Source organism: Mesorhizobium sp. P2_B11 (assembly GCF_056404855.1).
Window position 1 is genome coordinate 230,560 of the sequence record NZ_JBFUDF010000006.1, and the last position, 25,126, is coordinate 255,685.

The window sequence follows — 25,126 nt, forward strand, 5'->3', positions numbered from 1 at the left end:
ATCAATTGAACCGATAATCTTGTGCGATCTCGTCGCCGAGCTTGGTGTTGTCCTGGATGAACCTGGCCAGGAATTCGTGCAGGCCGGCGTCGAATATGTCCTTGATCGACCCTGCCCGCAGCATCGCCTGGGTCCTGTCGACCGTGGCGTGGCAGGCATGGCGTTCGCCATAGTCGTCGCCGAGGAATTTGAGGTGCTCGGCGAGAAAACGGTAACAGAAGGTCAGCGAGCGCGGCATGCGGACATTGAGGATCAGATAGTCGGCAATGTTGGTCGGCTTGTAGTCGGCCTCATAGACCCAGCGGTAGGAGCGATGCGCCGACACCGAGCGCAGGATCGATTCCCATTGGTAGTTGTCGAGGCTCGAGCCGACCCAGGAAATCGACGGCAGCAGCACATAGTATTTTACATCGAGGATGCGCGCCGTGTTGTCGGCGCGCTCGACATAGGTGCCGAGCTGCGAGAAATCGAAGATCTCGTTGCGCAGCATGGTGCCGTAGAACGAACCGCGGATCAGCGCCGTCTCGCGCTTGATGGCATCGAGCACACTGGGCAGATCGCGCTCGTCGATGGGTTTTGCCAGCATGCGCTTCAGCGCCATCCAGGCTTCGTTGATACTCTCCCAGGTTTCGCGCGTCAGCGCGGTGCGCACCATGCGGGCATTGTTGCGCGCGGTCTCGATCGCCGACATCGTGCTCGACGGGTTCGAGGTGTCGCGCAACAGGAAGTCGGCGACATTGGCGGCGGTGTAGTCGGAGTATTTCTGCGTGAAGGTGACGTCGGAACCGGCGCTGAGAAGCACCGAATTCCACTCTTCCGAGGCGCTCTGGGTACGCGTCAGCGCCATGCGCAGGCCGGCATCGACCAGCCGCGCCATGTTTTCCGCCCGCTCGATATAGCGGTTCATCCAGTAAAGCCCGTTGGCGGTGCGGCCGAGAAGCATGTCAGTGTGCCCCGATGTCGAGCGAATAGCGAATAGCGAGTAGCGAATAGGGAAGAATGCTTTTCATGTGCTGCGTCCCCCTGCCCAGCTCAGTCATCGAGTACCCACGTATCCTTCGTCCCGCCGCCTTGCGACGAGTTGACCACCAGCGAGCCCTCCTTGAGCGCCACCCGCGTCAACCCGCCCGGCACGATCTGGATACGATCGGAGACGAGCACGTACGGCCTCAAGTCAACGTGGCGCGGCGACAGGCCTTTTTCGGTCAGGATCGGACAGGTCGACAGCGCCAGCGTCGGCTGGGCGATGTAGTTGGATGGCTTTGCCTGCAGCTTCTTGGCGAACTCCTGGCATTCCTTCTTTGTCGCCGCCGGCCCGACCAGCATGCCGTAGCCGCCGGAGCCATGCACTTCCTTGATGACCAGTTCATGAATGTGCTCGAGCACATATTTCAGGCTGTCGGCTTCCGAGCAGCGCCAGGTCGGGATGTTGCCGAGGATGGCTTTGCGGCCGGTGTAGAACTCGACGATCTCGGGCATGTAGGAATAGATCGCCTTGTCGTCGGCGATGCCGGTTCCCGGCGCGTTGGCGATGGTGATGTTGCCGGCGCGGTAGACATCCATGATGCCGGGCACGCCGAGCGCCGAGTCCGGCCGGAAGGTCAGCGGGTCGAGGAACGAATCGTCGACGCGCCGGTAAAGCACGTCGATCTGCTTGTAGCCTTCGGTGGTGCGCATCGCGACATGGCCGTCGACGACGCGCAGATCCTGGCCTTCGACCAATTGCACGCCCATCTGGTCGGCAAGGAAAGCATGTTCGAAATAAGCGGAGTTGAAGCTGCCCGGCGTCAGCACGGCGATGGTCGGCGCGCCCTTTGTGCTTTGCGGCCGCACCGCCGCCAGCGACTGGCGCAGCAGTTGCGGATAGTTCTCCACCGGCCGCACCTTGATCTGCTGGAACAGCTCGGGGAAGAGCTGCATCATCGTCTCGCGGTTCTCCAGCATGTAGGAGACGCCCGACGGCGTGCGCGCATTGTCCTCCAGCACGTAGAATTCGTTTTCCGAGATGCGCACGATGTCGACGCCGATAATGTGGGTGTAGACGCCGGCCGGCGGCCTGACCCCGATCATCTCCGGCAGGAAGGCCTCGTTCCTGGCGATGAGCTCTCTGGGAACACGCCCGGCGCGCAAAATCTCCTGGCGATGATAGATGTCGTCGAGGAAGGCGTTCAGCGCCTGCACGCGCTGCTCGATGCCCTGCGTCAGCCTTCGCCATTCATTGCCGGAGATGATGCGCGGAACGATGTCGAAGGGGATCAATCGCTCGGAGGCTTCCTGTTCGCCATAGACGGCGAAGGTAATGCCGGTCTTGCGGAAGACGCGCTCGGCGTCCTGCATCTTTTCGGTAAGCCTAGCCGGGTCCTGCTCCTTCAGCCAGCGGTCGTAAGCCGTATACGGTTTTCTCAGTCCGGAAACTTCCGGAAGCATTTCATCGAACGCTGCCAATCGCATACTCCCCTGTGACGCCATTTCACTGGCGTCGCGGGAGAAAATCAAGCGCAATCGGTGATTTGGAGGATATCGGCGATCAGTATGTTACGACTGCCCAAAATTAGGGCAGTGGAAACAGGGGCGTAGTCAGGCTTTGCCTCGTCGCCGGGCAAGTGCCTGATCTGGCTTTAGAAAGCGCGGAAAGTGACGACGGTAAAGGTGTCCTTGATTCCGGGAATGATCTGCACCTTCTCGTTGACGAAGTGGCCGACATCGTCCTCATCGTCGATATAGAATTTGGCGAGCAGGTCGTAATGGCCGGCGGTCGAGTAGATTTCCGAGGCGATCTCGGCGTCGGCAAGCGCGCTGGCGACCTCGTAGGACTTGCCCAGGTCGCACTTTATCTGCACGAAAAACGTCTTCATTGCCGGTCCCGATCAAGCTTCAGCACACAAGCGGCCCTTGTGGCAGACTGCCGCCCGGCTTTCAAGCATCAGGCCGAGCGCGCCTTGGCGACGGCTTGTCTCAGTTCGGACACCGGCATGCCGCGCCGGTAGAGGCTGCCGCCAATGACCAGAGCGGGGGTGCCACGCAGTTTAAAGGCGGTTGCCTGCGTGTCGGTGCGCAAAAGGGCAGCGTCAATGTCGGGCTCACGAATGGCGAGATCGGCACGCACCATCGCCACATCGACCCCGACCGAAGCCAGRATATCGTTGGTGCGGCGTTCCGACAGGCCGCGCTGATTGGTCATCAACGCATCCACGGCCGCGGCGTAATGTTCGCCGGTCAAAAGCGCCACGCGCGCCGCGTCGCGCGAGACATCGCCGAAAATCGGCCAGTCCTTCATTACCAGCCGGATGCCGCTGTCTTCTGCCATCAGTTTCTTCAGTTCGACGAAGACGAGCTTGCAGATCGGGCACTGATAGTCGACGAACTCGGCAATGGTGACGTCGCCATCGGGATTGCCGAGCGCTGGAATGACCGGATCGAAGGCGATTTCGGTGACGGTCGGCCCGGTGGCTGCCCAGGCCGGCAAGGGAGCCAGAAGTGCAAAGCTTGCCGCGCCCTTCAACAAAAGGCGCCGGTCGATTGGCTGCTTGGACATGCTCGTCCCCTGGTTGCGCGAACGGGTCCCCACCCGTCCCCTACGATGCGCGCCCCGCCTTAAAGGATGCTTAAGCATGAGCTTGTGGCACTTGCGTGGCGAATATTCGCGGTTGCTGAAACCGTGAGGCAGCGCCAAGCGTATGGTATGATGCGTCCTCAGACAGCGATTTGTCGGGAGACAATGGAGACAGACCATGCGCCGCATCGCATTCGCAGTCGTTTCGTTGCTGTTCGCATCAACCCTGTTCGTCTCGGCAGCCCTTGCCGGCGATGCCGAAATCAAGGCCGGCCAGGCCGTCATCGATGGCCAATTGAAGGCGCTCATCGCCAATGATGGCGCCAAGGCCTACAGCTACGCTGCTCCAAACGTGAAGCAGATTTTCCCGACTGTCGACGCCTTCATGAACATGGTGACCAACGGTTACGCGCCGGTGCGCCAGCCGCAAAGCTATTCCTTCGGCAAGGTCGAACAAACCGGCCCGGGTTCGATCATCCAGCAGGTGATGATCGTCGGCCCCGATGGCAAGGACTACGAGGCGGTCTATACGCTGCAGCAACAGCCCGACGGCAGTTTTCAGATCACCGGCTGCAGTTTGCGCGCCTCGAATTCGCTCAGCACCTGAGGCTATAGGGCTGGGATATCGCCCCTCGCCCAGCCCTCGGAAATCTCGGCTGTGCGTGCATCGAAGGCCTGCGCCTCGATCGCGGCGCGAATGTCCTGCATCAGTTTTTGATAGTAGGACAGGTTGTTCCAGGTCAAAAGCATCGCCCCCAGCGCCTCTTGCGAGCGCACGAGATGATGCAAATAGGCGCGTGAATAGTCGCGCGCCGCCGGGCAGTCGCTTTCCTCGTCGAGCGGGCGCGGATCGTCGGCGTGGCGGGCATTCCTGAGATTGACCTTGCCGCGCCTGGTGTAGGCCAGGCCGTGACGACCGGCACGGGTCGGCATGACGCAGTCGAACATGTCGATACCGCGCGCTACCGATTTCACAATGTCGTCCGGCGTACCGACGCCCATGAGATATCTAGGCTTGTTGTCAGGCAGTTCCGGACAGGTGATGTCAAGCATCTCCAGCATCACGGCCTGCGGTTCGCCGACAGCCAGACCGCCGACCGCATAGCCCTTCAGCTCCATGGCGCTCAGCGCCTGCGCCGAGCGAACCCTGAGCGCCGCGTTGTCGCCGCCTTGCACGATGCCGAACATCGCCTTGCCCGGCTGGTCGCCGAACGCCGTCTTGCAGCGCTCGGCCCAGCGCAGTGACAGCTCCATGGCGCGCTCGATTTCTTTCAACTCGGCCGGCAACGCGGTGCATTCATCGAGCTGCATCTGGATGTCGGAATCCAGCAGCCCCTGGATCTCGATCGAGCGCTCCGGCGACATCTCGTAAGGCGCGCCGTCAATATGCGAGCGGAAGGTGACGCCTTTTTCGGTCAGTTTCCTGAGCTTCGACAGCGACATCACCTGAAAGCCGCCACTGTCGGTCAGGATCGGTTGCGGCCAGCGGGCGAACTCGTGCAGGCCGCCAAGCCGCGCCACGCGCTCGGCGCCCGGCCGCAGCATCAGATGATAGGTGTTGCCCAGGATGATGTCGGCGCCGACGCCGCGCACCTGGTCCATATACATGGCCTTGACCGTGCCGCCGGTGCCGACCGGCATGAAGGCCGGCGTGCGGATTTCGCCGCGCGGCATGTCGATGACACCGCGCCGTGCCTTGCCGTCGGTGGCGAGGGCCTTGAAAGTAAACGTCTCAGTCATTGAATTCCTTGTCATGGACAGGTGCGTCCGGCGCCTGCCTGTCGAGCGACTGCCGGTACTGGATGCAGCCGCGCATGAATTTGGGCCAGGGCGGCACGGCGATCGCCGGCTCGGTCTTTTCCGGCAGCAGATCCCACAGATCGGGGTGATGCCAGCACAGGTCATGGCCGGTCGTGTCGCGGTGCGCACGGATGCCGGCGCGCAGTTTTTTCACCTCCGCGATCAGGCTGTCGCGATCAAAGGCTTGCAGGTCATCATCCATCGCTCATCTCCGCTCGATAAAGCAGGCTTGCGTCTCCGTAGGAGTAGAATCTGTAGCTGCTCTCAATGGCATGCGCATAGGCCGCACGCATCGTGTCGAGGCCGCTGAAGGCCGAAACCAGCATGAACAGCGTCGAGCGCGGCAGATGGAAATTGGTCATCAGCAGGTCGGCGGTCTTGAAGCGATAGCCGGGCGTGATGAAGATGTCGGTCGGGCCGGACCAGGCGGCCAGCGTGCCATCTTCACGCGCGGCGCTCTCCAACAGGCGCAGCGAGGTGGTGCCGACGGCGATGATGCGCCCACCCCTCGCCTTGGCGGCATTGAGCGCCTCGGCCGTTGCTTCGCTGACCGAGCCGGTCTCGGCATGCATCTTGTGGTCGGCGGTATCGTCGGCTTTGACCGGCAGGAAGGTGCCGGCGCCGACATGAAGCGTGACGAAGTGGCGTTCGATGCCCTTGGCGTCGAGCGCGGCAAACAGCTCCGGCGTGAAATGCAGGCCGGCGGTGGGTGCTGCCACCGCGCCTTCCTCCCTGGCGTAGATGGTCTGATAGTCCGTCAGGTCGCGCGCATCGTCGTCGCGCTTGGAAGCGATATAGGGCGGCAGCGGGATGTGGCCGACGGCGCGCAGCGCCTCGTCGAGAAACGGGCCGGACAGGTCGAAGCCGAGCAGCGCTTCGCCAGCCTCGCCCTTCTCGATCACCGTGGCGTCGAGCTGGCCTAGAAAACAGGAATTGCCGTCATGGCCGAAATGGATGCGGTCGCCGGCAGCGATGCGCTTGCCCGGCCGCATGAAGGCCAGCCAGCGGTCCGGCGCCATGCGCATATGCAGCGTCGCCTCGACCTGCGCCTGCGCCTCGCCACGCCGTCTGATGCCTCTCAGTTGCGCCGGGATGACCTTGGTGTCGTTGAAGACCAGCACGTCGCCTTGCCTCAGCAAGGACGGCAGCTCGCCTACCGTGCGGTCTTCAAGCGCCTCGCCCGGCCTCACCACCAGCATTTTGGCGCTGTCGCGCGGCTCCGCCGGGCGCAGCGCGATGCGTTCTTCCGGCAGGTCGAAGTCGAAGAGGTCGACGCGCATCAGTAAAGCCGGACGAGCAGCGCTCCGGCCAAGAGCAGCACCGCGCCGGCGACACGGCCGAGCGAAATCTCGCGTACCGCGACGCCGAGGAAGCCGACGCGGTCTATCAGCATGCCGGCCAGCAGTTGGCCGGCGACCAGGAACGCCATCAGGGCGGCAGCGCCAATGCGTGGCGTCAAAATGGTCGACAGCGTGACATAGAAGCCGCCGAGCATGCCGCCGGCGACGAACAGCCACGGCGCCGGCGCCTTCCAGTCGAGCGAGATATCGTTCAACTTCACCACGGCGACGGAGATGATGCCGAGCACGATCGCGCCGGACAGGAACGAAAACGCCGCCGCCGCGACCGGGAGCCCCAGGCCGCGCGCCAGCTGCGAATTGATCGGCGCCTGAATGGCGATGAAGGCGCCGGACAGGATGCCGAGCAGCGACCAGACGACGCCCATCATCGATATCAGTCCTTACTTGACGTCTGCCGCGACCTTCAGCGACACGATCTTGTCGGGATCGACCACCGGCTCGCCGCGCTTGATCTTGTCGACATTGTCCATGCCTTCGATGACCTGGCCCCAGACCGTGTACTGGCGGTTGAGGAAGGCGGCGTCGTCGAAGCAGATGAAGAACTGCGAATTGGCCGAGTTCGGGTTCTGCGAACGCGCCATCGAGCAGGTGCCGCGGCCGTGGTTGGCGTTGGAGAACTCCGCCTTCAGGTCGGGCTTTTCCGAGCCGCCCATGCCGGCGCGCGATGGCGCAAAAGTCGGCTTCGACGAATTGCCGAACTTCACGTCGCCGGTCTGCGCCATGAAACCTTCGATGACGCGGTGGAAGACCACGCCGTCATAGGCGCCTTCGCGGGCCAATTCCTTGATGCGGGCGACATGGCCGGGGGCCAGTTCGGGGAACAGTTCGATGACGACCTTGCCCTTGGTCGTTTCCAGGATGAGCGCGTTTTCGCGGTCCTTGATCTCAGCCATGTCGGATATCCTTTATCTCAGAAAAACAGATTGATTTGATAGACTACTTGTCGGCGGCGATGCGCACTTTGATCATGCGGTCGGGGTTGCTGACGGTGCCATTGTCGGCCTCGTCGCCCTTCTTGATGTGATCGACCAATTCCATGCCGCTGACGACATTGCCGACGATGGTGTATTGGCCGTCGAGGTTCGGCGCCGGCGCGAACATGATGAAGAACTGCGAATTGGCGGAGTTCGGATCCTGCGAGCGGGCCATGCCGAGCGTGCCGCGCTTGTAATGTTCGCTCTGCGAGAATTCGGCCGGCAGGTCAGGCAGGTCGGAACCGCCGGTGCCGACGGCCTCGGGGCTGAACCCCTTCTTCATATTGCCGAACTTGACGTCGCCGGTCTGCGCCATGAAGCCGTCGATGACGCGGTGGAAGGCGACATTGTCGTAAGCGCCTTCGCGCACCAGCTTCTTGATCTGCGCGACATGCTTGGGCGCCAGATCCGGCCGCAGCGCGATGGTGACGTCGCCATCCTTCAAGGTGATGATCATGGTGTTTTCCGCATCGGCGGCATAGGCCGACACCGATGCGGTGACGAGACCGGCAAGCACGACGAGGAACGAGGCGAGCTTCTTCAGCTGCATAGGGATCTCCGAGGGATTATTTCTTGAATTTGGCGTTGAGGGCGCCGGCAACGGCGGCCGGCACGAAAGGACGGATGTCGCCGCCCATCGAAGCTATCTGGCGCACAAGTGTGGCGGTAATGGTGCGCACCGAAGGGCTGGCGGGCAGAAAAACCGTCTGCAATTCAGGCGCCATGGTCTCGTTCATGCCGGCCATCTGCATCTCATAGTCGAGGTCGGTGCCGTCGCGCAGGCCGCGGATCATGATCGAGGCGCCGTGCTTGCGGGCCGCGTCGATGACCAGCCCGTCGAAGGCGACGACCTTGATGCGGCCGCCGTCGCGGCCGAATTCGGCCTTTGTCGCGGCCTCGATCAGCTTCACCCGTTCCTCGAAGGAAAACAGCGGCGTCTTGCCGGGATGGGTGCCGATCGCCGCATAAACCGTGTCGGCGACAGCCAATGATGCCTTCAGGACATCGAGATGTCCGTTGGTCAGCGGGTCGAAGGAGCCGGCATAAAGGGCGGTGCGTTCGGTCATGGCAGGCTTCTAGCGGGGCATTGAACGGAAGGCAAATGCGATTGGGAACATCTGCGTGAACCTTTTCGCAGACATGAACGACAGATGAATGCCTTGATCACGAAGACTTCACGCAGCGTTCACTAGTTTGCACTTCAGAAGATGAAACCAAAACCCCATCTAACCGTTGTAAGGCGCAGGAGAACACGCAAATGCTGATCTACATGCTCGCCACCGCAATGACCGTCGCCATGCTGATTGCTACCGCATTCGGGCTGCATCAGGAAGCAGAGCGTGTCCGTGTCAGGACAAAGCGCTTCGAAGGCTTCGGCGCTCGCTGGCCCCACCGTCACCACTAATCTTACCGGCCAAGTCTCGATTGCGCCGGCCCATCGGGCCGGCGTTGCTGTGTCTGAGCCTATCCGGCCCTTTATTCGGCATTGCCCGGCGCGGCATCCCCGGCGTCCGGGCCGGCATCAGCCGTACCCTCGCCGCTCTCTTCGACGTCCTCGTCAGCCTGCGGCTCCGAGATCCGCTCGACCGAAACCACCTTTTCGCCTTCGGCGGTGTTGAAGATGGTGACGCCCTTGGTGGCGCGGCTGGCGAAGCGGATGCCGTTGACCGGTACCCGGATGACCGTGCCGCCGTCCGAAACCAGCATGATCTGGTCGTCATTGCCGACCGGGAAGGTCGCCACCAGCTGGCCGATCTCTGCCGTTTTCGACACGTCGGTGGCGCGAATGCCCTTGCCGCCGCGCCCGGTCAGACGGAAGTCGTAGGACGACGAGCGCTTGCCGTAGCCATACTCGGTCACCGTCAGCACATATTGCTCATGCGCCTTGAGGAACTCGTAGCGGTCGTCGGAAAGCTCCGCCTCCTCGCCGATCTCCTCATTGGTGAGCGCGATCTCTTCCTCTTCGCCGGCCGTCTCTAGCCGCCGCTCCGCCGCCGCGCGCTTCAGGTAGGCGGCGCGCTCCGCCGGTGAGGCATCGACATGCTCGATCACCGACATGGAGATGATGCGGTCGGTCTCGGCCATGCTTATGCCGCGCACGCCGACGGAATTGCGGCTCTGGAAGACCCGCACGTCGCCAACGGAGAAGCGGATGCACTGGCCCGAATTCGCCGTCAGAAGCACGTCGTCATTGTCGGTGCAGGTCTCGACGCCGAGGATCTCGTCGCCCTCCTCCTCCAGCTTCATGGCGATCTTGCCGTTGCGGTTGACCTGGACGAAGTCGGACAGCTTGTTGCGGCGCACCGTGCCGCGCGTGGTGGCAAACATCACGTCAAGCTCGCCCCAGCTGTTTTCGTCCTCGGGCAGCGGCATGATGGTGGTGATGCGCTCGCCCTGCTCCAGCGGCAGCATGTTGATCAGCGCCTTGCCGCGCGACTGCGGGTTGCCGATCGGCAGCCGCCAGACCTTTTCCTTGTAGACTATACCGCGCGAGGAGAAGAACAGCACCGGCGTGTGCGTGTTGGCCACGAACAGCCTAGTGACGAAATCCTCTTCCTTGGTCGACATGCCGGAGCGGCCCTTGCCGCCGCGGCGCTGCGCCCGGTAGAGCGACAGCGGCACGCGCTTGATGTAGCCGGAATGGCTGACGGTGACGACCATGTCCTCGCGCTGGATCAGGTCCTCGTCTTCCATGTCGGCGCCGCCGTCGGTGAGCTCGGTGCGGCGCGGCGTGCCGAACTCGTCGCGCACGGCGGCGAGCTCATCCTTGACGATCTGCTGGATGCGCGCGCGGGACGACAAAATATCAAGGTAATCAACGATTTCGGCGCCGATCGTGTTCAACTCGTCGGCGATTTCGTCGCGGCCGAGGGCGGTCAGGCGCTGCAGGCGCAGCTCGAGAATTGCGCGCGCCTGCTCCTCGGACAGATTGTACGTCCCGTCCTCGTTGATGCGATGGCGCGGATCGTCGATCAAAAGGATCAGCGATTCGACGTCGCCGGAGGGCCAGCGGCGCTCCATCAACTGCTCGCGCGCCGTCTGCGGATCGGGTGCGGTGCGGATCAGCTTGATCACTTCGTCGATGTTGGCGACGGCGATGGCGAGACCGACCAGCACATGGGCGCGGTCACGCGCCTTGCGCAGCAGGAATTTCGTGCGCCGGCTAATCACCTCTTCGCGGAAGCCGACAAAGGCCTTCAGCATGTCGGTCAGGTTCATCACTTCCGGCTTGCCGCCGTTCAGCGCCACCATATTGGCGCCGAAGGAGGTCTGCAGAGGCGTGAAGCGGTAAAGCTGGTTGAGGATGACGTCGGCGACGGCGTCGCGCTTCAGCTCGATGACGACGCGGTAGCCCTGGCGGTCGCTTTCGTCGCGGATATCGGAAATGCCTTCGATGCGCTTGTCGCGCACCAGCTCGGCCATTTTCTCGATCATCGAGGCCTTGTTCACCTGGTAGGGAACCTCGGTGATGATGATCGATTCACGGTCATTGCCGCGCTGCTCGACATTGACCTTGCCGCGCATGACGATGGAGCCACGACCGGTCTGATAGGCGCTGTAGATACCCGAGCGGCCAAGCACGATGCCGCCGGTCGGGAAATCGGGACCCGGAATGATCTCCATCAGCGCCGGCAGGTCGATCGCCGGATTGTCGATAACGGCGATGGCGCCGTTGCAGACTTCGGCCAGATTGTGCGGCGGGATGTTGGTGGCCATGCCGACGGCAATACCGCCGGAACCGTTGACCAGAAGGTTGGGGAAACGAGCCGGCAACACCTTCGGTTCGGTGTCGGAGGCATCATAGGTTTCCTGGAAATCGACGGTTTCCTTGTCGATGTCCTCAAGCAGCTCATGCGCGACCTTGGTCAGCCTGGACTCGGTGTAGCGCATCGCCGCCGGCGGATCGCCGTCGATCGAACCGAAATTGCCCTGCCCGTCGATCAGCGGCACGCGCAGCGACCAGTCCTGCGCCATGCGCACCAAGGCGTCATAGATCGAGGCGTCGCCATGCGGATGGTATTTACCCATCACGTCGGCGACCGGGCGGGCCGACTTCACATATTTGCGGTTCCAGTGGTAGCCGCTCTCATGCGCGGCATAGAGAATGCGGCGATGCACCGGCTTCAGGCCGTCGCGAACGTCCGGCAGCGCACGGCTGACGATCACGCTCATGGCGTAGGAGAGGTAGGAGCTCTGCATCTCCTCGATGATGGAGATCGGCTCGATGCCGGTGGGGCCGCCGTCGGCGCCGCGCGGGGGTTTTTGGTCGGTCAAATTGGATCACAATCTAATCAGGAATCACTGACCGCTTATATAGGAAGCACGGCCAAAACTCCAATATTCGTGGCACTTTTCCAACGACAATTTCAGTGGTAATTTCAAATGGATACCGCTGATTGCGACGATTTGGCCATAACCGATTTCGCCGCCACCAAGGCAAAAGCCTGCGATGCACTGTTTTCTCAAGCCCGAGCCGTAAGCACGATGAACTGGTGGCTGCCTTTGCGAGCATTGAGCGGTTGGCGGCCTCGGGATCTCAATGGCGATCTGGCCGCCGGGCTGACGCTGGCGGCAATCGCCATTCCCGAACAGATGGCGACGGCACGGCTTGGCGGCTTTGCCCCCGAGATCGGCTTCTTCGCCTTTGTCGCGGGATCGCTGGCCTTTGCGCTGTTTGGCGCCAACCGCCATCTGTCGTCCGGGGCGGATTCAACCATCACGCCGCTGTTTGCCGGCGGCCTCGCCGTCATCGCCGTTGCCGGCTCGGCGCATTATCTGGCGCTGGCGGCGATGCTGGCGCTCATGGTCGGCCTGCTGGTGGCTTTGAGCGGCATCTTCCGGCTCGGCTGGATCGCCGACCTGCTCTCAGTACCGGTGACGACAGGATTCCTGGCAGGCATTTCGGTTCATATCATCGTCTCGCAACTGCCCGGACTGCTCGGCCTGCCGCCCGAAAGCGGCGAAACACTGCGCCGCGTCGGCGAGATCGCCGCCAATCTGCATCTGACCAACCCGTGGAGCCTGGCGCTCGGCCTTGGCGTCTTTGCCATCGTCTTCGCTGCCGAACGCATCAGCGCCCGCATCCCCGGCGCCCTGATCGGCATGGTGCTGGCGACGCTGGCCATTGCTGTCTTCGATCTGAAGGCGCGCGGCGTCGAGGTGCTCGGCGCCTTGCCGAACGGCCTGCCGCGGGCGGGCCTGCCGACGGTCAGTCTCAATGATGCGCAGGCGTTGCTGCCGCTGGCCCTGTTGATCGCCATCGTCGTCATGGTGCAGACGGCGGCCACCAGCCGCTCCTTTGTCGGCGAGGCGCCCGACATCAATCGGGACTTCGTCGGCGTCGGCGCCGGCAGCATTCTGTCCGGCCTGTTCGGCGCCTTCGCGGTCAATTCCAGCCCGCCGCGCACCGCAATCGCCGCCCAGTCGGGCGGCCGTTCGCAGTTTTCAGGTCTGATCGCCGCGGCAATCGTCTTGGCGCTTGGCGCTTTCGGCGGCGGCCTGCTTGCCGATGTCCCGCAGGCAGCCCTTGCCGGTGTGCTGTTGTTCGTTGCCCAGCACATTTTGCGCTGGAAGGTGTTTGCCAGTGTCTACCGCCAGGCGCCGGTCGAATTCCTGCTGATCCTGGTCACCATGACGGCGATCGTCGTGCTGCCGATCGAAACCGGCGTGGCGGTCGGCATTGGCCTGTCGCTGCTGCATGGGCTGTGGAGCGCGACACGCACGCAGGCGATCGAGTTGGAGAAGGTTCCGGGAACGTCGGTGTGGTGGCCGCCCGGAGCGCCGACGGCGGGTGAGCAGCTCTCCGGCGTGCTGGTTGCGGCGTTCCAGGCGCCGCTGTCGTTCGTCAATGCCGATAGCTTCAAGCGCGGCGTCTGCGATCTGATCGATGCGAGGGCCGAAACCATCAAACTGGTGGTGCTGGAGGCCAGCAACATAGCCGAGATCGACTATACCGCCGCGCAAGCGCTGATCGAAACCATCGCTCACTGCCGCAAGAGCGGCGCGATCTTCGCCATTGCACGGCTGGAATCGCTGCGCGCCCAGGCGGCGCTGGCGCGGTTCGGCATTGCCGACCTCGTCGGCCCGCAGCGGATCTTTCACAGCGTCGACGCCGCCATCAAATCACTTGGTCCGGGGAAACATCAGCTGCAAGAACAGGATGGAGTGCCATGATTGACCCCCGAGAACCCATTGTCACGCCGGTCCCTGTCGAGGACCTTCGGCCGACGCAGATAACAGTCGGCATGAGGGAAGTTGCGTTGAAGCGCCAGATGATCCGGGCACAGGACGCCAAGAAGAAGACCGGCGCTTTTCTCGGCAGACACATGGTGCCGGTGGTTTTGGGTCCCAAAAATCGTAACTACGTCACCGATCACCATCACCTCGCCCGCGCCCTGCTCGAGGAAGGCGTCAAGGACGTGCTTGTGACCGTGATCAGCGACCTGTCCGCGCTCGACAAGGACGCGTTTCTTTTCGTGCTCGACAGTCGCGGCTGGATGCACCCGTTCGATGAGAACGGCCGGCGCCGCGACTACTCGGCAATTCCCAAGACAATCGGCGAACTGGTCGACGATCCCTACCGCAGCGTGGCGGGCGAACTGCGTCGGATGGGCGGCTTTGCCAAGGACACGACGCCGTTCAGCGAATTTTTGTGGGCGGATTTCCTGCGCCGGCGCATCGACCGGAGCGCCGTGGCAAAAAACTTCGACAAGGCAATGAAGGATGCGCTGGCGCTCGCCAAGAGCAAGGATGCCGCCTATCTGCCGGGCTGGTGCGGGCCGACCTCGGACTGAGGTTCAGAAGGCTGCGAACGCTGACGGTGACGGCAAGGCGCTGCCTGACCGGCGGGCGCGATAGCCGCCCGGCGTCTCGCCCATGACGCGCCGGAAACGGCGATTGAAGGTCGACAGGTCGTTAAAGCCGGCCTCGAAAGCGATTGCCGAGATGGGCTCATCCGACATGCGCAGCCGCACCGCCGCGCGGTGCAGCCGGGTTCTGAGCAGGAACTGGTAAGGCGTCATGCCGGCGACCTGCCGGAAGGTTCGCAGGAAGTGATAGGGGCTGGTCGCCGTCGAGCCGGCCAGTTCGGAAAGCGAGACGGGCCGGTCGGCATTGAGCTCGATCTGCCGCACCGCCTCGGCGACCCGTTTCTGGTCGCGCCGGCTCGGTGGGCGAGCGGCAGGCGCGGCCCCACTGGCGACCGCCAGGGCGGCGCCGGCAATGCGCAGGCCAAGCTCCTCGAAGGCGTCGATATCGGCCGTCTCGCGTGCCGCTTCGGCCTCGGCCAGCAGCGACGCCAGCGCAGGCAAGGGCGGCAGATGCGGTACCCCGAACGTCAGCTTCTTGGCGCCAGCCACGTCGCTGGCGATGCGGTCGAGATGGGCCGGAGCGAAGTGGAAGGACAGGCAGCGGTCGCCGGCGCCATGCTCGTGCCCGCATTCATAGCAGGCGCCGACATTGCCGAGCAAAACGGACCCGGGCGCCAGCATGGCGGCGCCCTGGCTGGTGCGGTAGCGGAAGGTGCCGCTGGTGACAGCGGCAATGCAGATACTGCGGTGCTCTTCCTCGAACGGGCGATCGCCGGCGCCGGCCGTGCACAGCACGTCGGACACATACCAGTCCGGCCCCGAAGCCAGTTTTTGTTCGCTCGTCGTCATGGCTTGAAAGATAGCAATTTTTCCCAAGCGCAACACCCTCGCGCGGCCTATCGCTTGCAGCCTCCTGACACCACGAAGGCAGCAGCATGACCGATCCATTCACAGAAGCTTTGCACAGTGACGGCCCCGTCCCCGGCCTGGCTGAAAAGCTGGACCTCTACGGCCGCTTTGTCGGCGCCTGGACATTCGATGCCACGCGCATCCTTGAGGACGGCACCAAGCTCACCGGGCGCGGCGAGGTGCATTTCGGCTGGGTGCTGGAAGGCAAGGCGATCCAGGATGTGTGGATCCTGCCCGCGCGCGACGCCGGCCCTTCGCCCTCGCTCGGCAAATGGACTTTCTATGGCACAACGCTGCGGGCCTATGATCCCGGCGCGGATGCCTGGCACATCTTCTGGAGCGACCCGCGCAACCAGTACTACAGCCGTCAGCTCGGTCGTGCCGAAGGCGACACGATTGTGCAGGTCGGGGCCGACGGCACCGGTTCCTCGGTCCGCTGGAGCTTTTCACGCATCACAAAAGATAGTTTCCGCTGGCTCGGCGAGCGTTCGCACGACGATGGCAAGACGTGGCGGCTCGAAGTCGAGTTCCTAGCGCGCCGCGTCGCCCAGGGCTGACAGCGCAACATATTGTAAAAAAGGTGAAAACCATGCTCGACCATGTCTCGATCGGTGTCCGCGACACCAACGTTTCGAAGCTCTTCTACGATGCCGCGCTGCAGCCGCTCGGCTACTCCTGCCTCAGCCAGTCGCCAGGCTCGCTGGGCTATGGCGCGCAAACCGCCGCGCTGTGGGTGAATGAGGTTGAGCGGCCGGTGCCATCGGACAAGAAATCCGGTCTGCATTTCTGCTTTGCCGCGCCGACAAGGGCCAGCGTCGACGCCTTTCACGCCGGGGCCTTGCGCGGAGGCGGCAGCGACAATGGCGCGCCGGGCCTGCGTGCCGACTACGGCGAGAACTACTACGCCGCCTTCGTCATCGATCCCGATGGCTATCGCCTGGAGGCCTATTGCAGCGCTGCCGGCTGACCTGCCGGCTTCCACAACTATCATCCTGGCAGTTCCCACCGACCGGGCTTTGCTCTACCACTATGATGGCGCAGGGGTCCGGCCCGGCGGGAGGGGTCAGCGATGCCGAGTTTCGACAGCCTGTTCAACGCCTTCGTCACCATTCTGGTGACCATCGACCCGCCAGGGCTGGCGCCGCTGTTCCTGGCCGTGACACGCGGCATGAACCGCGAGGAACGCCAGCAGGTTTCGGTGCGCGCCTCGATCATCGGCTTCCTGGTGATGGCGCTGTTTGCGGTTGCCGGCGCCTCGATCCTGTCGGTGTTCGGCATCACGCTCCCTGCCTTCCGCGTCGCCGGCGGGTTCCTGTTGTTCTTCATCGCCTTCGAAATGGTGTTCGAGCGCCGGCAGGACCGCAAGGAGAAGATCGGCGACGTCGCCATCACCAAGGACATGATCCACAACATCGCCGCCTTCCCGCTGGCGATCCCGCTGATCGCCGGCCCCGGCGCGATTTCGGCGACCGTGCTTCTGTCCGGCTCGTTTCAGGGTTTTACCGCACAGGCGGCGCTGGTCGGCATCATCTTCGTCTGCCTGGCCATCACCTATGTGGTGTTTGTGCTGTCCGAACGCATCGACCGCATCCTCGGCCAGACCGGCCGCTCGATCCTGACACGCTTGCTCGGCGTCATCCTGGCCGCATTGGCGGTGCAGTTCGTGGCCGACGGCATCAAGGCGCTGATGGCGAGCTGAACGGCTGTCCCCACTGCCTACTGCCTACTGCCTACTTCGCCGCCGTATCGACCACGTCGAAATCATGCGTGATCGCGGCCGTCTTGGCCATCATTGCCGAGGCCGAGCAGTATTTTTCGATCGACAGATTGATCGCGCGCTGGACCTTGTCGTGCGACAGATTGCTGCCCTTGACGATGAAATGCATGTGGATGCGGGTGAAGACTTTTGGGTCGGTTTCCGCCCGGTCGGCGTCGAGTTCGACCACGCAATCCTCGATCGCCTCGCGGCCTTTTTCCAGGATGTGGACGACGTCATAGGCCGAGCAGCCGCCGGTGCCGATCAGCACCAGCTCCATCGGGCTCGGGCCTGGCGTCTTGCCTTCAGGACTGGAGGCGGTCCCCAGCACGAGCTTGTGGCCGCTGCCGGACTCGCCGACGAAAGTCCGCTCTTCGACCCACTTGATCCGTGCTTTCACAGCAATCTTCCTTCTAGAAACGCGTCACTGGCCGAACACGACCGCATGCATGATGCGCCCCGGCAGCAGCGTGAACACGCCGGCGCCGATCAGCGCAAAAACATAGAGTGAAATCATGACCCTGCGATGTTTGGCGACGCGATGCATGTGCGCATGCCAGACCGCCAGCGGCACGGTGATCAACACGATGATCGACAAGATATGGATCGGGCTGAACGGACCGATGAGGCGGATCTGCTGGATCCAGAAACTGGAGATGGCGATGACCAGCATCAGCGCCGCCCAGGCATAGCCCATCACGCGGTGGCGCGTCGTGCCTTTCGGCAGCGCCAGCTGGGCGCCGCCGATGACCAGCGCGGCAAGGGCCGCGAAAGCGTGCCATGGAATGGGAGGGGGCGCCGATAGAAGCGGTCCGAGCGACATCGCGCCCTCTCCCTATATGCTATCGCCCACTGCTCAGAACGGGATTTCGTCGTCCAGTTCACGCGACGAGCCGCCACCGCCGCCGCCCCTTGCGCCGCCACCGCTGTTGCCACCACCGCGGTTGAAGCTTTCATTGGGGCTCGACTGGCCGAAATCCGAGCCACGGGCAGCATTGCCGCCACCGGCATAGTTGCCGACCTGACCGCCGCCCTCGCCACGTGAATCGAGCATCTGCAGCTCGCCGCGGAATTTCTGCAGCACGACTTCGGTCGTGTATTTGTCGGCGCCGGTCTGGTCCTGCCATTTGCGTGTCTGCAGCTGGCCTTCGACGTAAACCTTCATGCCCTTCTTCAGGTACTGCTCGGCGACCTTGGCGATGCCCTCATTGAAGATGACGACATTGTGCCACTCGGTCTTTTCCTTGCGCTCGCCGGAATTCTTGTCGCGCCAGCTTTCCGACGTGGCGATGCGGATGTTGACGACCGGCTCGCCGGAGTTCAGGCGGCGGATTTCAGGGTCCGCCCCGAGATTGCCGACCAGAATGACCTTGTTGACGCTACCCGCCATGATTTTTCTCCGCGCTCATCCGAAACAAATTTTTRTCGCAGCACCTTACAGGCTGCGTACGTCTACCGCCTGCTAAGGCTGGCTTTTCCCACAAGGTTTTTGTTCTCTTTTCGTTCTATACTGCACATCAGTCAATTGTCAAGGAATGTCAGCAATTGGAGGGGTGCGGCAGCCCGTTTGATATGGGGTGAAAAACATCGCTTGCCAAATCGATAAGTGTCGACTTATGCTTTTGTCATGATCGAAGCAGAGATTTTCCGCGCCCTGGCCGACCCGACGCGCCGCGCCGTCTACGAGCGGCTCGCCGCTGGCGAGATGAGCGTGTCGGAACTGCGCACCGGCATGAGCGTGTCGCAGCCGGCGGTATCGCAGCACCTCGCCGTGCTGCGCGGCGCGGGCCTGGTCAGCGAAAGGCGAGCCGGCCGCAACGCCTATTACCGCGCCGATCCGCAAGGGCTCGAGCCGTTGCTTGGCTGGATCGAACGCTACCGCGCTTTCTGGCCGGAGCGCATCGAGAGGCTGAAGGCCGTTTTGAAGGACATGGACCAATGAGCGATGAAAAGCAGGCGCCGGCCGCCAAGGATGCCCTCGCCTTCGAATGCGACCTGCCGGACGCACCGGAAAAGGTGTGGCGGGCGCTGACCGTGCCGGAGCTTTTGGCGGCTTGGATGATGCCGAACGACATCAAGCCGGAAGCTGGCAGCCGCTTTGCGTTTGCCGGACCGGAGGCGTCGATCGAGTGCGAAGTGCTCGATGCCGAGCCAGGGCGTTTGTTGCGCTATTCCTGGCGCGAGCGGTCAGGCACCGGCGATGCCAACGGGCTGGACAGCATCGTCACCTTCACGCTCGCCCGCACCGTTTCAGGCGGCACGCATCTGCGCATTGTCCATGACGGGTTTGTGCAGGCGGCGACGCCCGCGGTGGCGATGGCGGGCGGCGGCTGCCGGCTTTCGCTGCGCGAAGAAAAGCCCAAAGCGCTGATCGCCGCCAATGCGCCATACCTGTTGATGCGCGCGGCCTGAATCGAAAAAATCAAACGGAGACAATGAGATGAGCGGCTTTGCCAATCTGGTGCCGATGGTCATCGAGCAATCGAGCCGCGGCGAACGCGCCTTCGACATTTTCTCGCGGCTGCTGCGCGAGCGCATCATCTTCATCAATGGCGAGATCAATGACGGCATGTCGGCGCTGGTCTGCGCCCAGCTGCTGTCGCTGGAATCGGACAACCCCGACAAGGAGATCTCGCTCTACATCAACTCGCCCGGCGGCGTGGTGACCAGCGGTTTTGCCATCTACGACACGATGCAATATGTCAGCTGCCCGGTGTCGACGGTGTGCATGGGCTTTGCCGCCTCGATGGCTTCGTTCCTGCTGATGGCGGGAACGCCCGGGCGGCGCATCGCGCTGCCCAACGCCAGCATCGTGCTTCATCAGCCGCTGGGCGGCTTCCAGGGCCAGGCCTCCGACATCCAGCGCCATGCCGAAGGCATTTTGCGCACCAAGCGGAACATGACCGAGCTCTACGCGCAGCATTGCGGCCGCACCTATGAAGAGGTCGAACGCACGCTCGACCGCGATTTCTTCATGACCGCGCGCGAAGCCAAGGACTGGGGCCTCGTCGACCATGTTTTTGATACCCGCAAGCAGGCGGCGGCCTAAGGCCGACCATATAGGTCCGAGTTCCGCCCGATTTGGGTTGGACGTATATGCATGGGCTTCAGAAAAGTATTCGTTTTCCTTTTTTTGGTTCTTGCCACCCAGGCTTCGACCGGTTCGGCGCAGGCATACATGCTTGGGCCGGCCGATTTCTTTAAACCAATCTACAGAAAATCGCTTCTCGACGAGTTGAAGACGGCGCTGGACGGCAAGGTCGATTTCGACCCAAAATTCACGAGGTCGCAGGAGCTGTGGGGGCCAATCGCATCGGGGAAACCGATATACACGCTCATAGTCGTGCGCTTCGAAAACATGTGCGACGGAGAGTACTGCTTATCGGCCCTGTTTCGAAACGATTTCAAAAAGCAGTCCCTGGAAGGGTTCATGATGCTGCCTGTGAAGTCAGCGTCACAAGACACACCCTTGCAGATCCCGGGGATTTGCAAGAACGGCGCGATGTCCTTCTTTGAGGCTTCCGACGGCTCATCCAAGCAAATCAAGATGTGCGAATTCGGAATAATTTTCTAATCCGGCCGCAATCTCTTGAGATCGTCCGCTCGCAAGAGCTGCCAGATGGCTCGTGAGTTTAACGCTGGCGTCTGGAATTGCCGGCCCCGGCATCTTATAATGGCCTTATGATCAGAAGCCTTTCGAAGCACCCGCTCTGGGCCTTGGGCATCACTTTCGGATTTGTCCTGCAGGGCGGCATGGCCGTCGCCGCGGACAGCAAGACTGGCACCGGCGCCCTGCCCGGCGTGACCAGCGACTACCGCATCGCCAAGCCGGCGCCGCAGCCCGAGCCCGACGACGCGCTGCCTGCCGGCGAGAACGGCACGTTCAAGATCGGCAATACCGATGTCAGGATTTCCGGCACCATCACTGTCGATGTCGGCACGGGCGGAATCAAGCCGCCGCGCCGGTAGGGTCGGATTCGTAGCTCCCAGCCGAAAGTCAGCGCTGCCCCTCACCTGCCTGCCGGCATCTTGCCTGCGAATGGCAGTTAATCGCATACGGCGCTCCCCCTCTCCGTCTCGGCTTCGCCGAGCCACCTCTCCCCCACTTTGTGGGGGCGAGGAACCCAAGCTTTTCAGGGCCGCGACCTTAGAGATTAACGTTTCCTCGCCCCCATGAAATGGGGGAGAGGTGGCCGCGTAGCGGACGGAGAGGGGGCTGGCGCCGCCCCTATGCGATTGCCCATCGCGGACATTGTGAAACGATCGAGACCGGGTGGCACACCCACAAAAGAACAGCCCCGCCGTTGCTTCCGCAAACGGTCGGGGCTTTTTTTGGATTCCAGATCCAAACTGCCGGTAGTGTTATACCGACTTTGATCTCGGATGCTTCGCGGCATTCAGCCGACGATCCGACTATCCGTCTCTGATTTTAGGGGATACGGCAGGTCACGGTTTGTCGGGTGGCTTCCCGGATTCAAGCGATGCGTTCGTTTGGACGCATATGCTCTCTACCTTGAAAGTACCCTGGCACTTATGCCCGCCGCGGCTCCAACGAGATGTGGAGCCTCAAGGGACTGTCCGGTGGCGTCATGCTCCGCTCCTATGTCCGTTGCGACTGTGTCGTCCGAAGCGCTAATCGCACCTGCCTGCGGCGTCTCGCAGGCCGCCTCTGGGCGGCGAGGCCATCGAAAGACGGCCGGCTTCGTTGACTTCTTGAGACTGCGCCCCTGATTCGGCGACGTCAACCGTTGAATAGCCGGTTACCGAAAAATGTGATCGCCGGGAGCTTACGTCAGGGTCAGTTCTTGAAACGCCCTTGTCAGGTTTCTGCACAGCTTTGTCAGGAGCGTGTTCGGCCTTTGTTCTTTCCGCTTGCCCCTACGCGCGAAAGGCGGTTAAACGACCTTGGTCGAGAATTGTGGCGTCTCTCGACGTGGCTGCAAAAATACCTACATAGGGGATTGGCCGGGAAAACCCGCCGATCCCACGAAATCCAGACTGAGGCGGCGACCGGCTATGGCCGACCATAAATACCTTTCCATTCGCGGTGCGCGCGAACACAATCTGAAGAATGTCGATCTCGACCTGCCGCGTGACAGCCTGATCGTCATGACCGGCCTGTCGGGCTCCGGCAAATCGTCGCTCGCCTTCGACACCATCTATGCCGAGGGCCAGCGCCGCTATGTCGAGAGCCTGTCGGCCTATGCGCGGCAATTCCTCGAAATGATGCAGAAGCCTGACGTCGACCAGATCGACGGCCTGTCGCCTGCCATCTCGATCGAGCAGAAGACCACGTCGAAGAACCCGCGCTCGACGGTCGGCACCGTCACCGAGATCTACGACTACATGCGCTTGCTGTTTGCGCGCGTCGGCATCCCCTATTCGCCGGCCACCGGCCTGCCGATCGAGAGCCAGACGGTCAGCCAGATGGTCGACCGGGTGCTGGCGGTCGAGGAAGGCACGCGCCTGTTCCTGCTGGCGCCGATCGTGCGCGGCCGCAAAGGCGAGTACCGCAAGGAACTCCTGGAGCTGCAGAAGAAGGGCTTCCAGCGCGTCAAGGTCGACGGCGTCTTCTACGAGATCGCCGACGTGCCGGCGCTGGACAAGAAGTACAAGCACGACATCGACGTCGTCGTCGACCGCATCGTCGTGCGCGGCGATCTTGCCACGCGCCTCGCCGACTCCATCGAGACGGCACTGAAGCTTGCCGAGGGGCTGGCCGTCGCGGAATTCGCCGACAAGCCGCTCGATGCCAGCCAGACCGGCGAGGACTCGGTCAACAAGTCGAAGAACGAGACGCATGAGCGCATCCTGTTCTCGGAAAAGTTTGCCTGCCCGGTGTCCGGCTTCACCATTCCGGAGATCGAGCCCAGGCTGTTCTCGTTCAACAACCCGTTCGGCGCCTGCCCGACCTGCGACGGTCTCGGCAGCCAGCGCGCCATCGACGCCAGCCTGATCGTGCCCGACGAGAACGTCTCGCTGCGCGACGGCGCCGTCAGCCCGTGGGCGAAATCGACCTCGCCCTATTACGCGCAGACGCTGGAAGCACTGGGCAAGGCCTATGGCTTCAAGCTCGGCGACAAGTTCAAGGATCTGACCGAAGAGGCCAAGGAAGCCGTCCTGCGCGGCACCGGCGAGCGCGAGGTCACCTTCCAGTATGATGACGGCTTGCGCTCCTACAAGACGACCAAGACGTTCGAAGGCGTCATCCCCAATCTCGAGCGGCGCTGGAAAGAGACCGAATCCGCCTGGATGCGCGAGGAGATCGAGCGCTTTATGTCGGCGACGCCTTGCCCGGTCTGCAAGGGTTACCGGCTGAAGCCGGAATCGCTGGCGGTGAAGATCGCGGGAAAGCACATTGGCGAGGTCACGGAACTGTCGATCCGCAGCGCCGACCGCTGGTTCACCGACCTGCCGCCACATCTCAACGACCAGCAGAACGAGATCGCGGTGCGCGTGCTCAAGGAGATCCGCGAGCGGCTGCGCTTCCTCAACGATGTCGGGCTCGACTATCTGACGCTGTCGCGCAATTCCGGCACACTGTCGGGCGGCGAGAGCCAGCGCATTCGCCTGGCGTCGCAGATCGGCTCGGGCCTCACCGGCGTGCTCTATGTGCTCGACGAGCCGTCGATCGGCCTGCACCAGCGCGACAATGCCCGCCTGCTCGACACGCTGAAGCATTTGCGCGACATCGGCAACACGGTGATCGTCGTCGAGCATGACGAGGACGCCATCCTGCATGCCGACTATGTCGTCGACATGGGACCCGCCGCCGGCATCCATGGCGGCGAGATCATCGCCCAGGGTACGCCGCAGCAGGTGATGGCCAACCCGAATTCGATCACCGGCAAATATCTGTCGGGCGCGCTGGAAGTGGCGACACCTGGTGTCAGGCGCGAAGCCAAGAAGAACCGCCGGCTGAAGATCGTCGGCGCGCGCGGCAACAATCTGAAGAACGTCACCGCCGAAATCCCGCTCGGCACCTTCACCGCTGTCACCGGCGTGTCGGGCGGCGGCAAGTCGACCTTCCTGATCGAGACTTTGTTCAAGGCCGCGTCGCGCCGCATCATGGGCTCGCGCGAGCATCCCGCCGATCACGACCGCATCGAGGGCCTCGAATTCCTCGATAAGGTCATCGACATCGACCAGTCGCCGATCGGACGGACACCACGTTCGAATCCGGCCACCTATACCGGCGCCTTCACGCCGATCCGAGACTGGTTCGCCGGCCTGCCGGAAGCCAAGGCGCGCGGCTACCAGCCGGGACGCTTCTCGTTCAACGTCAAGGGTGGCCGCTGCGAGGCCTGCCAGGGCGACGGCGTCATCAAGATCGAGATGCACTTCTTGCCCGACGTCTACGTCACCTGCGATGTCTGCCATGGCAAGCGCTACAACCGCGAGACGCTCGATGTCGTGTTCAAGGGCAAGTCGATCGCCGATGTGCTCGACATGACTGTTGAGGAAGGCGTCGATTTCTTCGCCGCCGTACCCGGCGTGCGCGACAAGCTCGACACGCTGAAGCAGGTTGGCCTCGGCTACATCCATATCGGCCAGCAGGCGACGACGCTGTCGGGCGGCGAGGCGCAGCGGATAAAACTCGCCAAGGAATTGTCGCGCAGGGCGACCGGCAAGACGCTCTATATCCTCGACGAGCCGACCACCGGCCTTCATTTCCACGACGTCGCCAAGCTCTTGGAAGTGCTGCACGAACTGGTCGACCAGGGCAACACGGTGGTGGTCATCGAGCACAATCTCGAGGTGATCAAGACCGCCGACTGGGTGCTCGATCTCGGCCCTGAAGGCGGCGACGGCGGCGGCGAACTGGTGGCACAGGGCACACCGGAAGCGATCGTGCGCGAAAAGCGCAGCTACACCGGTCAGTTCCTGAAAGAACTGCTGGAGCGGCGCCCAGGGGGCAAGCGCGAAGCGGCGGAATAGCAGACAGACCGGTCAAGCGCCTGGAG

29 protein-coding genes are annotated in these 25,126 nt (G+C 62.8%); 13 read left to right on the plus strand and 16 right to left on the minus strand.

Annotated features, from left to right (window positions below; genetic code table 11):
- Nucleotide 1: 1 nt before the first annotated feature.
- The 4 genes from AC1DYJ_RS20540 to AC1DYJ_RS20555 form a co-directional block, all read right to left on the minus strand.
- On the minus strand, nt 2-943 hold the full coding sequence (locus AC1DYJ_RS20540) for an alpha-E domain-containing protein (protein WP_477284372.1): 942 nt from the start codon (nt 941-943) through the stop codon (nt 2-4).
- An 89-nt stretch (nt 944-1,032) separates the two neighbouring features.
- Entirely contained in the window at nt 1,033-2,445 is a 1,413-nt protein-coding gene (locus AC1DYJ_RS20545) for a circularly permuted type 2 ATP-grasp protein (RefSeq protein WP_477284374.1), read from the minus strand.
- Between the two features lie 173 nt (nt 2,446-2,618).
- Nucleotides 2,619-2,855, minus strand: a complete 237-nt coding sequence (locus tag AC1DYJ_RS20550; RefSeq protein WP_477284376.1) for an Lrp/AsnC ligand binding domain-containing protein — start codon at nt 2,853-2,855, stop codon at nt 2,619-2,621.
- Nucleotides 2,856-2,923: 68 nt separating this feature from the next.
- Nucleotides 2,924-3,535: a DsbA family protein gene (locus tag AC1DYJ_RS20555; RefSeq protein WP_477426224.1), complete on the minus strand. Its 612-nt coding sequence runs from the start codon at nt 3,533-3,535 to the stop codon at nt 2,924-2,926.
- A 196-nt stretch (nt 3,536-3,731) separates the two neighbouring features.
- Here AC1DYJ_RS20555 and AC1DYJ_RS20560 point away from each other — a divergent pair, with 196 nt between their 5' ends.
- Nucleotides 3,732-4,160 carry a DUF4864 domain-containing protein gene (locus tag AC1DYJ_RS20560; protein ID WP_477284379.1) on the plus strand — a complete coding sequence of 143 codons (429 nt, stop codon included), beginning with the start codon at nt 3,732-3,734 and terminating at the stop codon, nt 4,158-4,160.
- A gap of 2 nt (nt 4,161-4,162) precedes the next feature.
- On the opposite strand, the gene tgt is transcribed toward AC1DYJ_RS20560, so the two are convergent.
- From tgt to coaD, 7 genes are all read right to left on the minus strand, one after another.
- Entirely contained in the window at nt 4,163-5,293 is a 1,131-nt protein-coding gene (gene tgt, locus AC1DYJ_RS20565; RefSeq protein ID WP_477284381.1) for a tRNA guanosine(34) transglycosylase Tgt, read from the minus strand.
- Complete coding sequence (locus AC1DYJ_RS20570) at nt 5,286-5,555, minus strand: hypothetical protein (RefSeq protein ID WP_477284383.1); 270 nt, start codon at nt 5,553-5,555, stop codon at nt 5,286-5,288. The genes tgt and AC1DYJ_RS20570 overlap by 8 nt, the downstream gene beginning before the upstream one ends.
- Nucleotides 5,548-6,633, minus strand: coding sequence for a tRNA preQ1(34) S-adenosylmethionine ribosyltransferase-isomerase QueA (queA, locus tag AC1DYJ_RS20575; protein WP_477284385.1), 1,086 nt, complete (start codon nt 6,631-6,633; stop codon nt 5,548-5,550). Before queA ends, AC1DYJ_RS20570 begins: the two co-directional genes overlap by 8 nt.
- Nucleotides 6,633-7,082: a DMT family transporter gene (locus AC1DYJ_RS20580; protein ID WP_477284387.1), complete on the minus strand. Its 450-nt coding sequence runs from the start codon at nt 7,080-7,082 to the stop codon at nt 6,633-6,635. The genes queA and AC1DYJ_RS20580 overlap by 1 nt, the downstream gene beginning before the upstream one ends.
- Before the next feature lie 12 nt (nt 7,083-7,094).
- A complete protein-coding gene (locus AC1DYJ_RS20585; protein ID WP_477284388.1) occupies nt 7,095-7,607 on the minus strand; it encodes a peptidylprolyl isomerase in 513 nt (170 codons plus the stop codon).
- A 43-nt stretch (nt 7,608-7,650) separates the two neighbouring features.
- Nucleotides 7,651-8,145 (minus strand): peptidylprolyl isomerase, encoded by a 495-nt coding sequence (locus AC1DYJ_RS20590; RefSeq protein ID WP_376740396.1) that lies wholly within the window; start codon nt 8,143-8,145, stop codon nt 7,651-7,653.
- A gap of 109 nt (nt 8,146-8,254) precedes the next feature.
- Complete coding sequence (gene coaD, locus AC1DYJ_RS20595; RefSeq protein WP_477284390.1) at nt 8,255-8,755, minus strand: pantetheine-phosphate adenylyltransferase; 501 nt, start codon at nt 8,753-8,755, stop codon at nt 8,255-8,257.
- A gap of 191 nt (nt 8,756-8,946) precedes the next feature.
- On the opposite strand from coaD, the gene AC1DYJ_RS20600 reads away from it, so the two are divergent.
- Nucleotides 8,947-9,093 (plus strand): hypothetical protein, encoded by a 147-nt coding sequence (locus tag AC1DYJ_RS20600; RefSeq protein ID WP_192253752.1) that lies wholly within the window; start codon nt 8,947-8,949, stop codon nt 9,091-9,093.
- A 71-nt stretch (nt 9,094-9,164) separates the two neighbouring features.
- Here AC1DYJ_RS20600 and gyrA read toward each other — a convergent pair whose 3' ends face one another.
- The gene (gene gyrA, locus AC1DYJ_RS20605; protein WP_477284392.1) at nt 9,165-11,963 is read right to left on the minus strand and encodes a DNA gyrase subunit A; all 2,799 of its coding nucleotides are present in this window, start codon (nt 11,961-11,963) and stop codon (nt 9,165-9,167) included.
- Nucleotides 11,964-12,173: 210 nt separating this feature from the next.
- On the opposite strand from gyrA, the gene AC1DYJ_RS20610 reads away from it, so the two are divergent.
- Both AC1DYJ_RS20610 and AC1DYJ_RS20615 read left to right on the plus strand, forming a co-directional pair.
- Nucleotides 12,174-13,862, plus strand: a complete 1,689-nt coding sequence (locus AC1DYJ_RS20610) for a SulP family inorganic anion transporter (RefSeq protein ID WP_477284842.1) — start codon at nt 12,174-12,176, stop codon at nt 13,860-13,862.
- Entirely contained in the window at nt 13,859-14,482 is a 624-nt protein-coding gene (locus tag AC1DYJ_RS20615) for a ParB-like protein (protein ID WP_477284394.1), read from the plus strand. Before AC1DYJ_RS20610 ends, AC1DYJ_RS20615 begins: the two co-directional genes overlap by 4 nt.
- A gap of 3 nt (nt 14,483-14,485) precedes the next feature.
- Here the strand turns inward: AC1DYJ_RS20615 and AC1DYJ_RS20620 are convergent, their stop codons facing one another.
- Nucleotides 14,486-15,346: a helix-turn-helix transcriptional regulator gene (locus AC1DYJ_RS20620; RefSeq protein WP_477284396.1), complete on the minus strand. Its 861-nt coding sequence runs from the start codon at nt 15,344-15,346 to the stop codon at nt 14,486-14,488.
- Nucleotides 15,347-15,432: 86 nt separating this feature from the next.
- Between AC1DYJ_RS20620 and AC1DYJ_RS20625 the strand changes: the two genes are divergently transcribed.
- The 3 genes from AC1DYJ_RS20625 (at nt 15,433) to AC1DYJ_RS20635 (ending at nt 17,105) form a co-directional block, all read left to right on the plus strand.
- Nucleotides 15,433-15,963 (plus strand): hypothetical protein, encoded by a 531-nt coding sequence (locus tag AC1DYJ_RS20625; RefSeq protein ID WP_477284398.1) that lies wholly within the window; start codon nt 15,433-15,435, stop codon nt 15,961-15,963.
- Between the two features lie 32 nt (nt 15,964-15,995).
- Complete coding sequence (locus tag AC1DYJ_RS20630) at nt 15,996-16,373, plus strand: VOC family protein (RefSeq protein ID WP_477284400.1); 378 nt, start codon at nt 15,996-15,998, stop codon at nt 16,371-16,373.
- Nucleotides 16,374-16,475: 102 nt separating this feature from the next.
- A complete protein-coding gene (locus AC1DYJ_RS20635; RefSeq protein ID WP_477284402.1) occupies nt 16,476-17,105 on the plus strand; it encodes a MarC family protein in 630 nt (209 codons plus the stop codon).
- Nucleotides 17,106-17,136: 31 nt separating this feature from the next.
- On the opposite strand, the gene AC1DYJ_RS20640 is transcribed toward AC1DYJ_RS20635, so the two are convergent.
- From AC1DYJ_RS20640 to AC1DYJ_RS20650, 3 genes are read right to left on the minus strand one after another with little or no spacing between them, the layout of a single operon-like run.
- Complete coding sequence (locus AC1DYJ_RS20640; RefSeq protein WP_477284404.1) at nt 17,137-17,562, minus strand: OsmC family protein; 426 nt, start codon at nt 17,560-17,562, stop codon at nt 17,137-17,139.
- Nucleotides 17,563-17,586: 24 nt separating this feature from the next.
- A complete protein-coding gene (locus AC1DYJ_RS20645; protein ID WP_477284406.1) occupies nt 17,587-17,985 on the minus strand; it encodes a DUF2306 domain-containing protein in 399 nt (132 codons plus the stop codon).
- 33 nt (nt 17,986-18,018) lie between these two features.
- On the minus strand, nt 18,019-18,552 hold the full coding sequence (locus AC1DYJ_RS20650) for a single-stranded DNA-binding protein (protein ID WP_477284408.1): 534 nt from the start codon (nt 18,550-18,552) through the stop codon (nt 18,019-18,021).
- Between the two features lie 237 nt (nt 18,553-18,789).
- Between AC1DYJ_RS20650 and AC1DYJ_RS20655 the strand changes: the two genes are divergently transcribed.
- The 6 genes from AC1DYJ_RS20655 (at nt 18,790) to uvrA (ending at nt 25,100) form a co-directional block, all read left to right on the plus strand.
- Nucleotides 18,790-19,104, plus strand: a complete 315-nt coding sequence (locus AC1DYJ_RS20655; RefSeq protein ID WP_477284410.1) for an ArsR/SmtB family transcription factor — start codon at nt 18,790-18,792, stop codon at nt 19,102-19,104.
- Nucleotides 19,101-19,574, plus strand: a complete 474-nt coding sequence (locus AC1DYJ_RS20660) for an SRPBCC family protein (protein ID WP_477284411.1) — start codon at nt 19,101-19,103, stop codon at nt 19,572-19,574. The genes AC1DYJ_RS20655 and AC1DYJ_RS20660 overlap by 4 nt, the downstream gene beginning before the upstream one ends.
- 28 nt (nt 19,575-19,602) lie before the next feature.
- Nucleotides 19,603-20,211: an ATP-dependent Clp protease proteolytic subunit gene (locus tag AC1DYJ_RS20665; protein WP_477284413.1), complete on the plus strand. Its 609-nt coding sequence runs from the start codon at nt 19,603-19,605 to the stop codon at nt 20,209-20,211.
- Nucleotides 20,212-20,262: 51 nt separating this feature from the next.
- Nucleotides 20,263-20,736, plus strand: a complete 474-nt coding sequence (locus AC1DYJ_RS20670) for a hypothetical protein (protein ID WP_477284415.1) — start codon at nt 20,263-20,265, stop codon at nt 20,734-20,736.
- Between the two features lie 179 nt (nt 20,737-20,915).
- Nucleotides 20,916-21,131 (plus strand): hypothetical protein, encoded by a 216-nt coding sequence (locus AC1DYJ_RS20675; RefSeq protein ID WP_477426226.1) that lies wholly within the window; start codon nt 20,916-20,918, stop codon nt 21,129-21,131.
- Between the two features lie 1,047 nt (nt 21,132-22,178).
- Nucleotides 22,179-25,100: an excinuclease ABC subunit UvrA gene (gene uvrA, locus AC1DYJ_RS20680; RefSeq protein WP_477284419.1), complete on the plus strand. Its 2,922-nt coding sequence runs from the start codon at nt 22,179-22,181 to the stop codon at nt 25,098-25,100.
- The last annotated feature ends 26 nt before the right edge of the window (nt 25,101-25,126 follow it).

Bases quoted from the DNA above. Each gene is read 5' to 3' on its own strand.
- AC1DYJ_RS20540 (WP_477284372.1), bottom strand. From the start codon at position 943: ATGCTTCTCGGCCGCACCGCCAACGGGCTTTACTGGATGAACCGCTAT.
- AC1DYJ_RS20550 (WP_477284376.1), bottom strand. From the start codon at position 2,855: ATGAAGACGTTTTTCGTGCAGATAAAGTGCGACCTGGGCAAGTCCTAC.
- AC1DYJ_RS20560 (WP_477284379.1), top strand. From the start codon at position 3,732: ATGCGCCGCATCGCATTCGCAGTCGTTTCGTTGCTGTTCGCATCAACC.
- tgt (WP_477284381.1), bottom strand. From the start codon at position 5,293: ATGACTGAGACGTTTACTTTCAAGGCCCTCGCCACCGACGGCAAGGCA.
- AC1DYJ_RS20570 (WP_477284383.1), bottom strand. From the start codon at position 5,555: ATGGATGATGACCTGCAAGCCTTTGATCGCGACAGCCTGATCGCGGAG.
- queA (WP_477284385.1), bottom strand. From the start codon at position 6,633: ATGCGCGTCGACCTCTTCGACTTCGACCTGCCGGAAGAACGCATCGCG.
- AC1DYJ_RS20580 (WP_477284387.1), bottom strand. From the start codon at position 7,082: ATGATGGGCGTCGTCTGGTCGCTGCTCGGCATCCTGTCCGGCGCCTTC.
- AC1DYJ_RS20585 (WP_477284388.1), bottom strand. From the start codon at position 7,607: ATGGCTGAGATCAAGGACCGCGAAAACGCGCTCATCCTGGAAACGACC.
- AC1DYJ_RS20590 (WP_376740396.1), bottom strand. From the start codon at position 8,145: ATGATCATCACCTTGAAGGATGGCGACGTCACCATCGCGCTGCGGCCG.
- coaD (WP_477284390.1), bottom strand. From the start codon at position 8,755: ATGACCGAACGCACCGCCCTTTATGCCGGCTCCTTCGACCCGCTGACC.
- AC1DYJ_RS20600 (WP_192253752.1), top strand. From the start codon at position 8,947: ATGCTGATCTACATGCTCGCCACCGCAATGACCGTCGCCATGCTGATT.
- AC1DYJ_RS20610 (WP_477284842.1), top strand. From the start codon at position 12,174: ATGAACTGGTGGCTGCCTTTGCGAGCATTGAGCGGTTGGCGGCCTCGG.
- AC1DYJ_RS20615 (WP_477284394.1), top strand. From the start codon at position 13,859: ATGATTGACCCCCGAGAACCCATTGTCACGCCGGTCCCTGTCGAGGAC.
- AC1DYJ_RS20620 (WP_477284396.1), bottom strand. From the start codon at position 15,346: ATGACGACGAGCGAACAAAAACTGGCTTCGGGGCCGGACTGGTATGTG.
- AC1DYJ_RS20625 (WP_477284398.1), top strand. From the start codon at position 15,433: ATGACCGATCCATTCACAGAAGCTTTGCACAGTGACGGCCCCGTCCCC.
- AC1DYJ_RS20630 (WP_477284400.1), top strand. From the start codon at position 15,996: ATGCTCGACCATGTCTCGATCGGTGTCCGCGACACCAACGTTTCGAAG.
- AC1DYJ_RS20635 (WP_477284402.1), top strand. From the start codon at position 16,476: ATGCCGAGTTTCGACAGCCTGTTCAACGCCTTCGTCACCATTCTGGTG.
- AC1DYJ_RS20645 (WP_477284406.1), bottom strand. From the start codon at position 17,985: ATGTCGCTCGGACCGCTTCTATCGGCGCCCCCTCCCATTCCATGGCAC.
- AC1DYJ_RS20650 (WP_477284408.1), bottom strand. From the start codon at position 18,552: ATGGCGGGTAGCGTCAACAAGGTCATTCTGGTCGGCAATCTCGGGGCG.
- AC1DYJ_RS20655 (WP_477284410.1), top strand. From the start codon at position 18,790: ATGATCGAAGCAGAGATTTTCCGCGCCCTGGCCGACCCGACGCGCCGC.
- AC1DYJ_RS20660 (WP_477284411.1), top strand. From the start codon at position 19,101: ATGAGCGATGAAAAGCAGGCGCCGGCCGCCAAGGATGCCCTCGCCTTC.
- AC1DYJ_RS20665 (WP_477284413.1), top strand. From the start codon at position 19,603: ATGAGCGGCTTTGCCAATCTGGTGCCGATGGTCATCGAGCAATCGAGC.
- AC1DYJ_RS20670 (WP_477284415.1), top strand. From the start codon at position 20,263: ATGGGCTTCAGAAAAGTATTCGTTTTCCTTTTTTTGGTTCTTGCCACC.
- AC1DYJ_RS20675 (WP_477426226.1), top strand. From the start codon at position 20,916: ATGGCCGTCGCCGCGGACAGCAAGACTGGCACCGGCGCCCTGCCCGGC.
- uvrA (WP_477284419.1), top strand. From the start codon at position 22,179: ATGGCCGACCATAAATACCTTTCCATTCGCGGTGCGCGCGAACACAAT.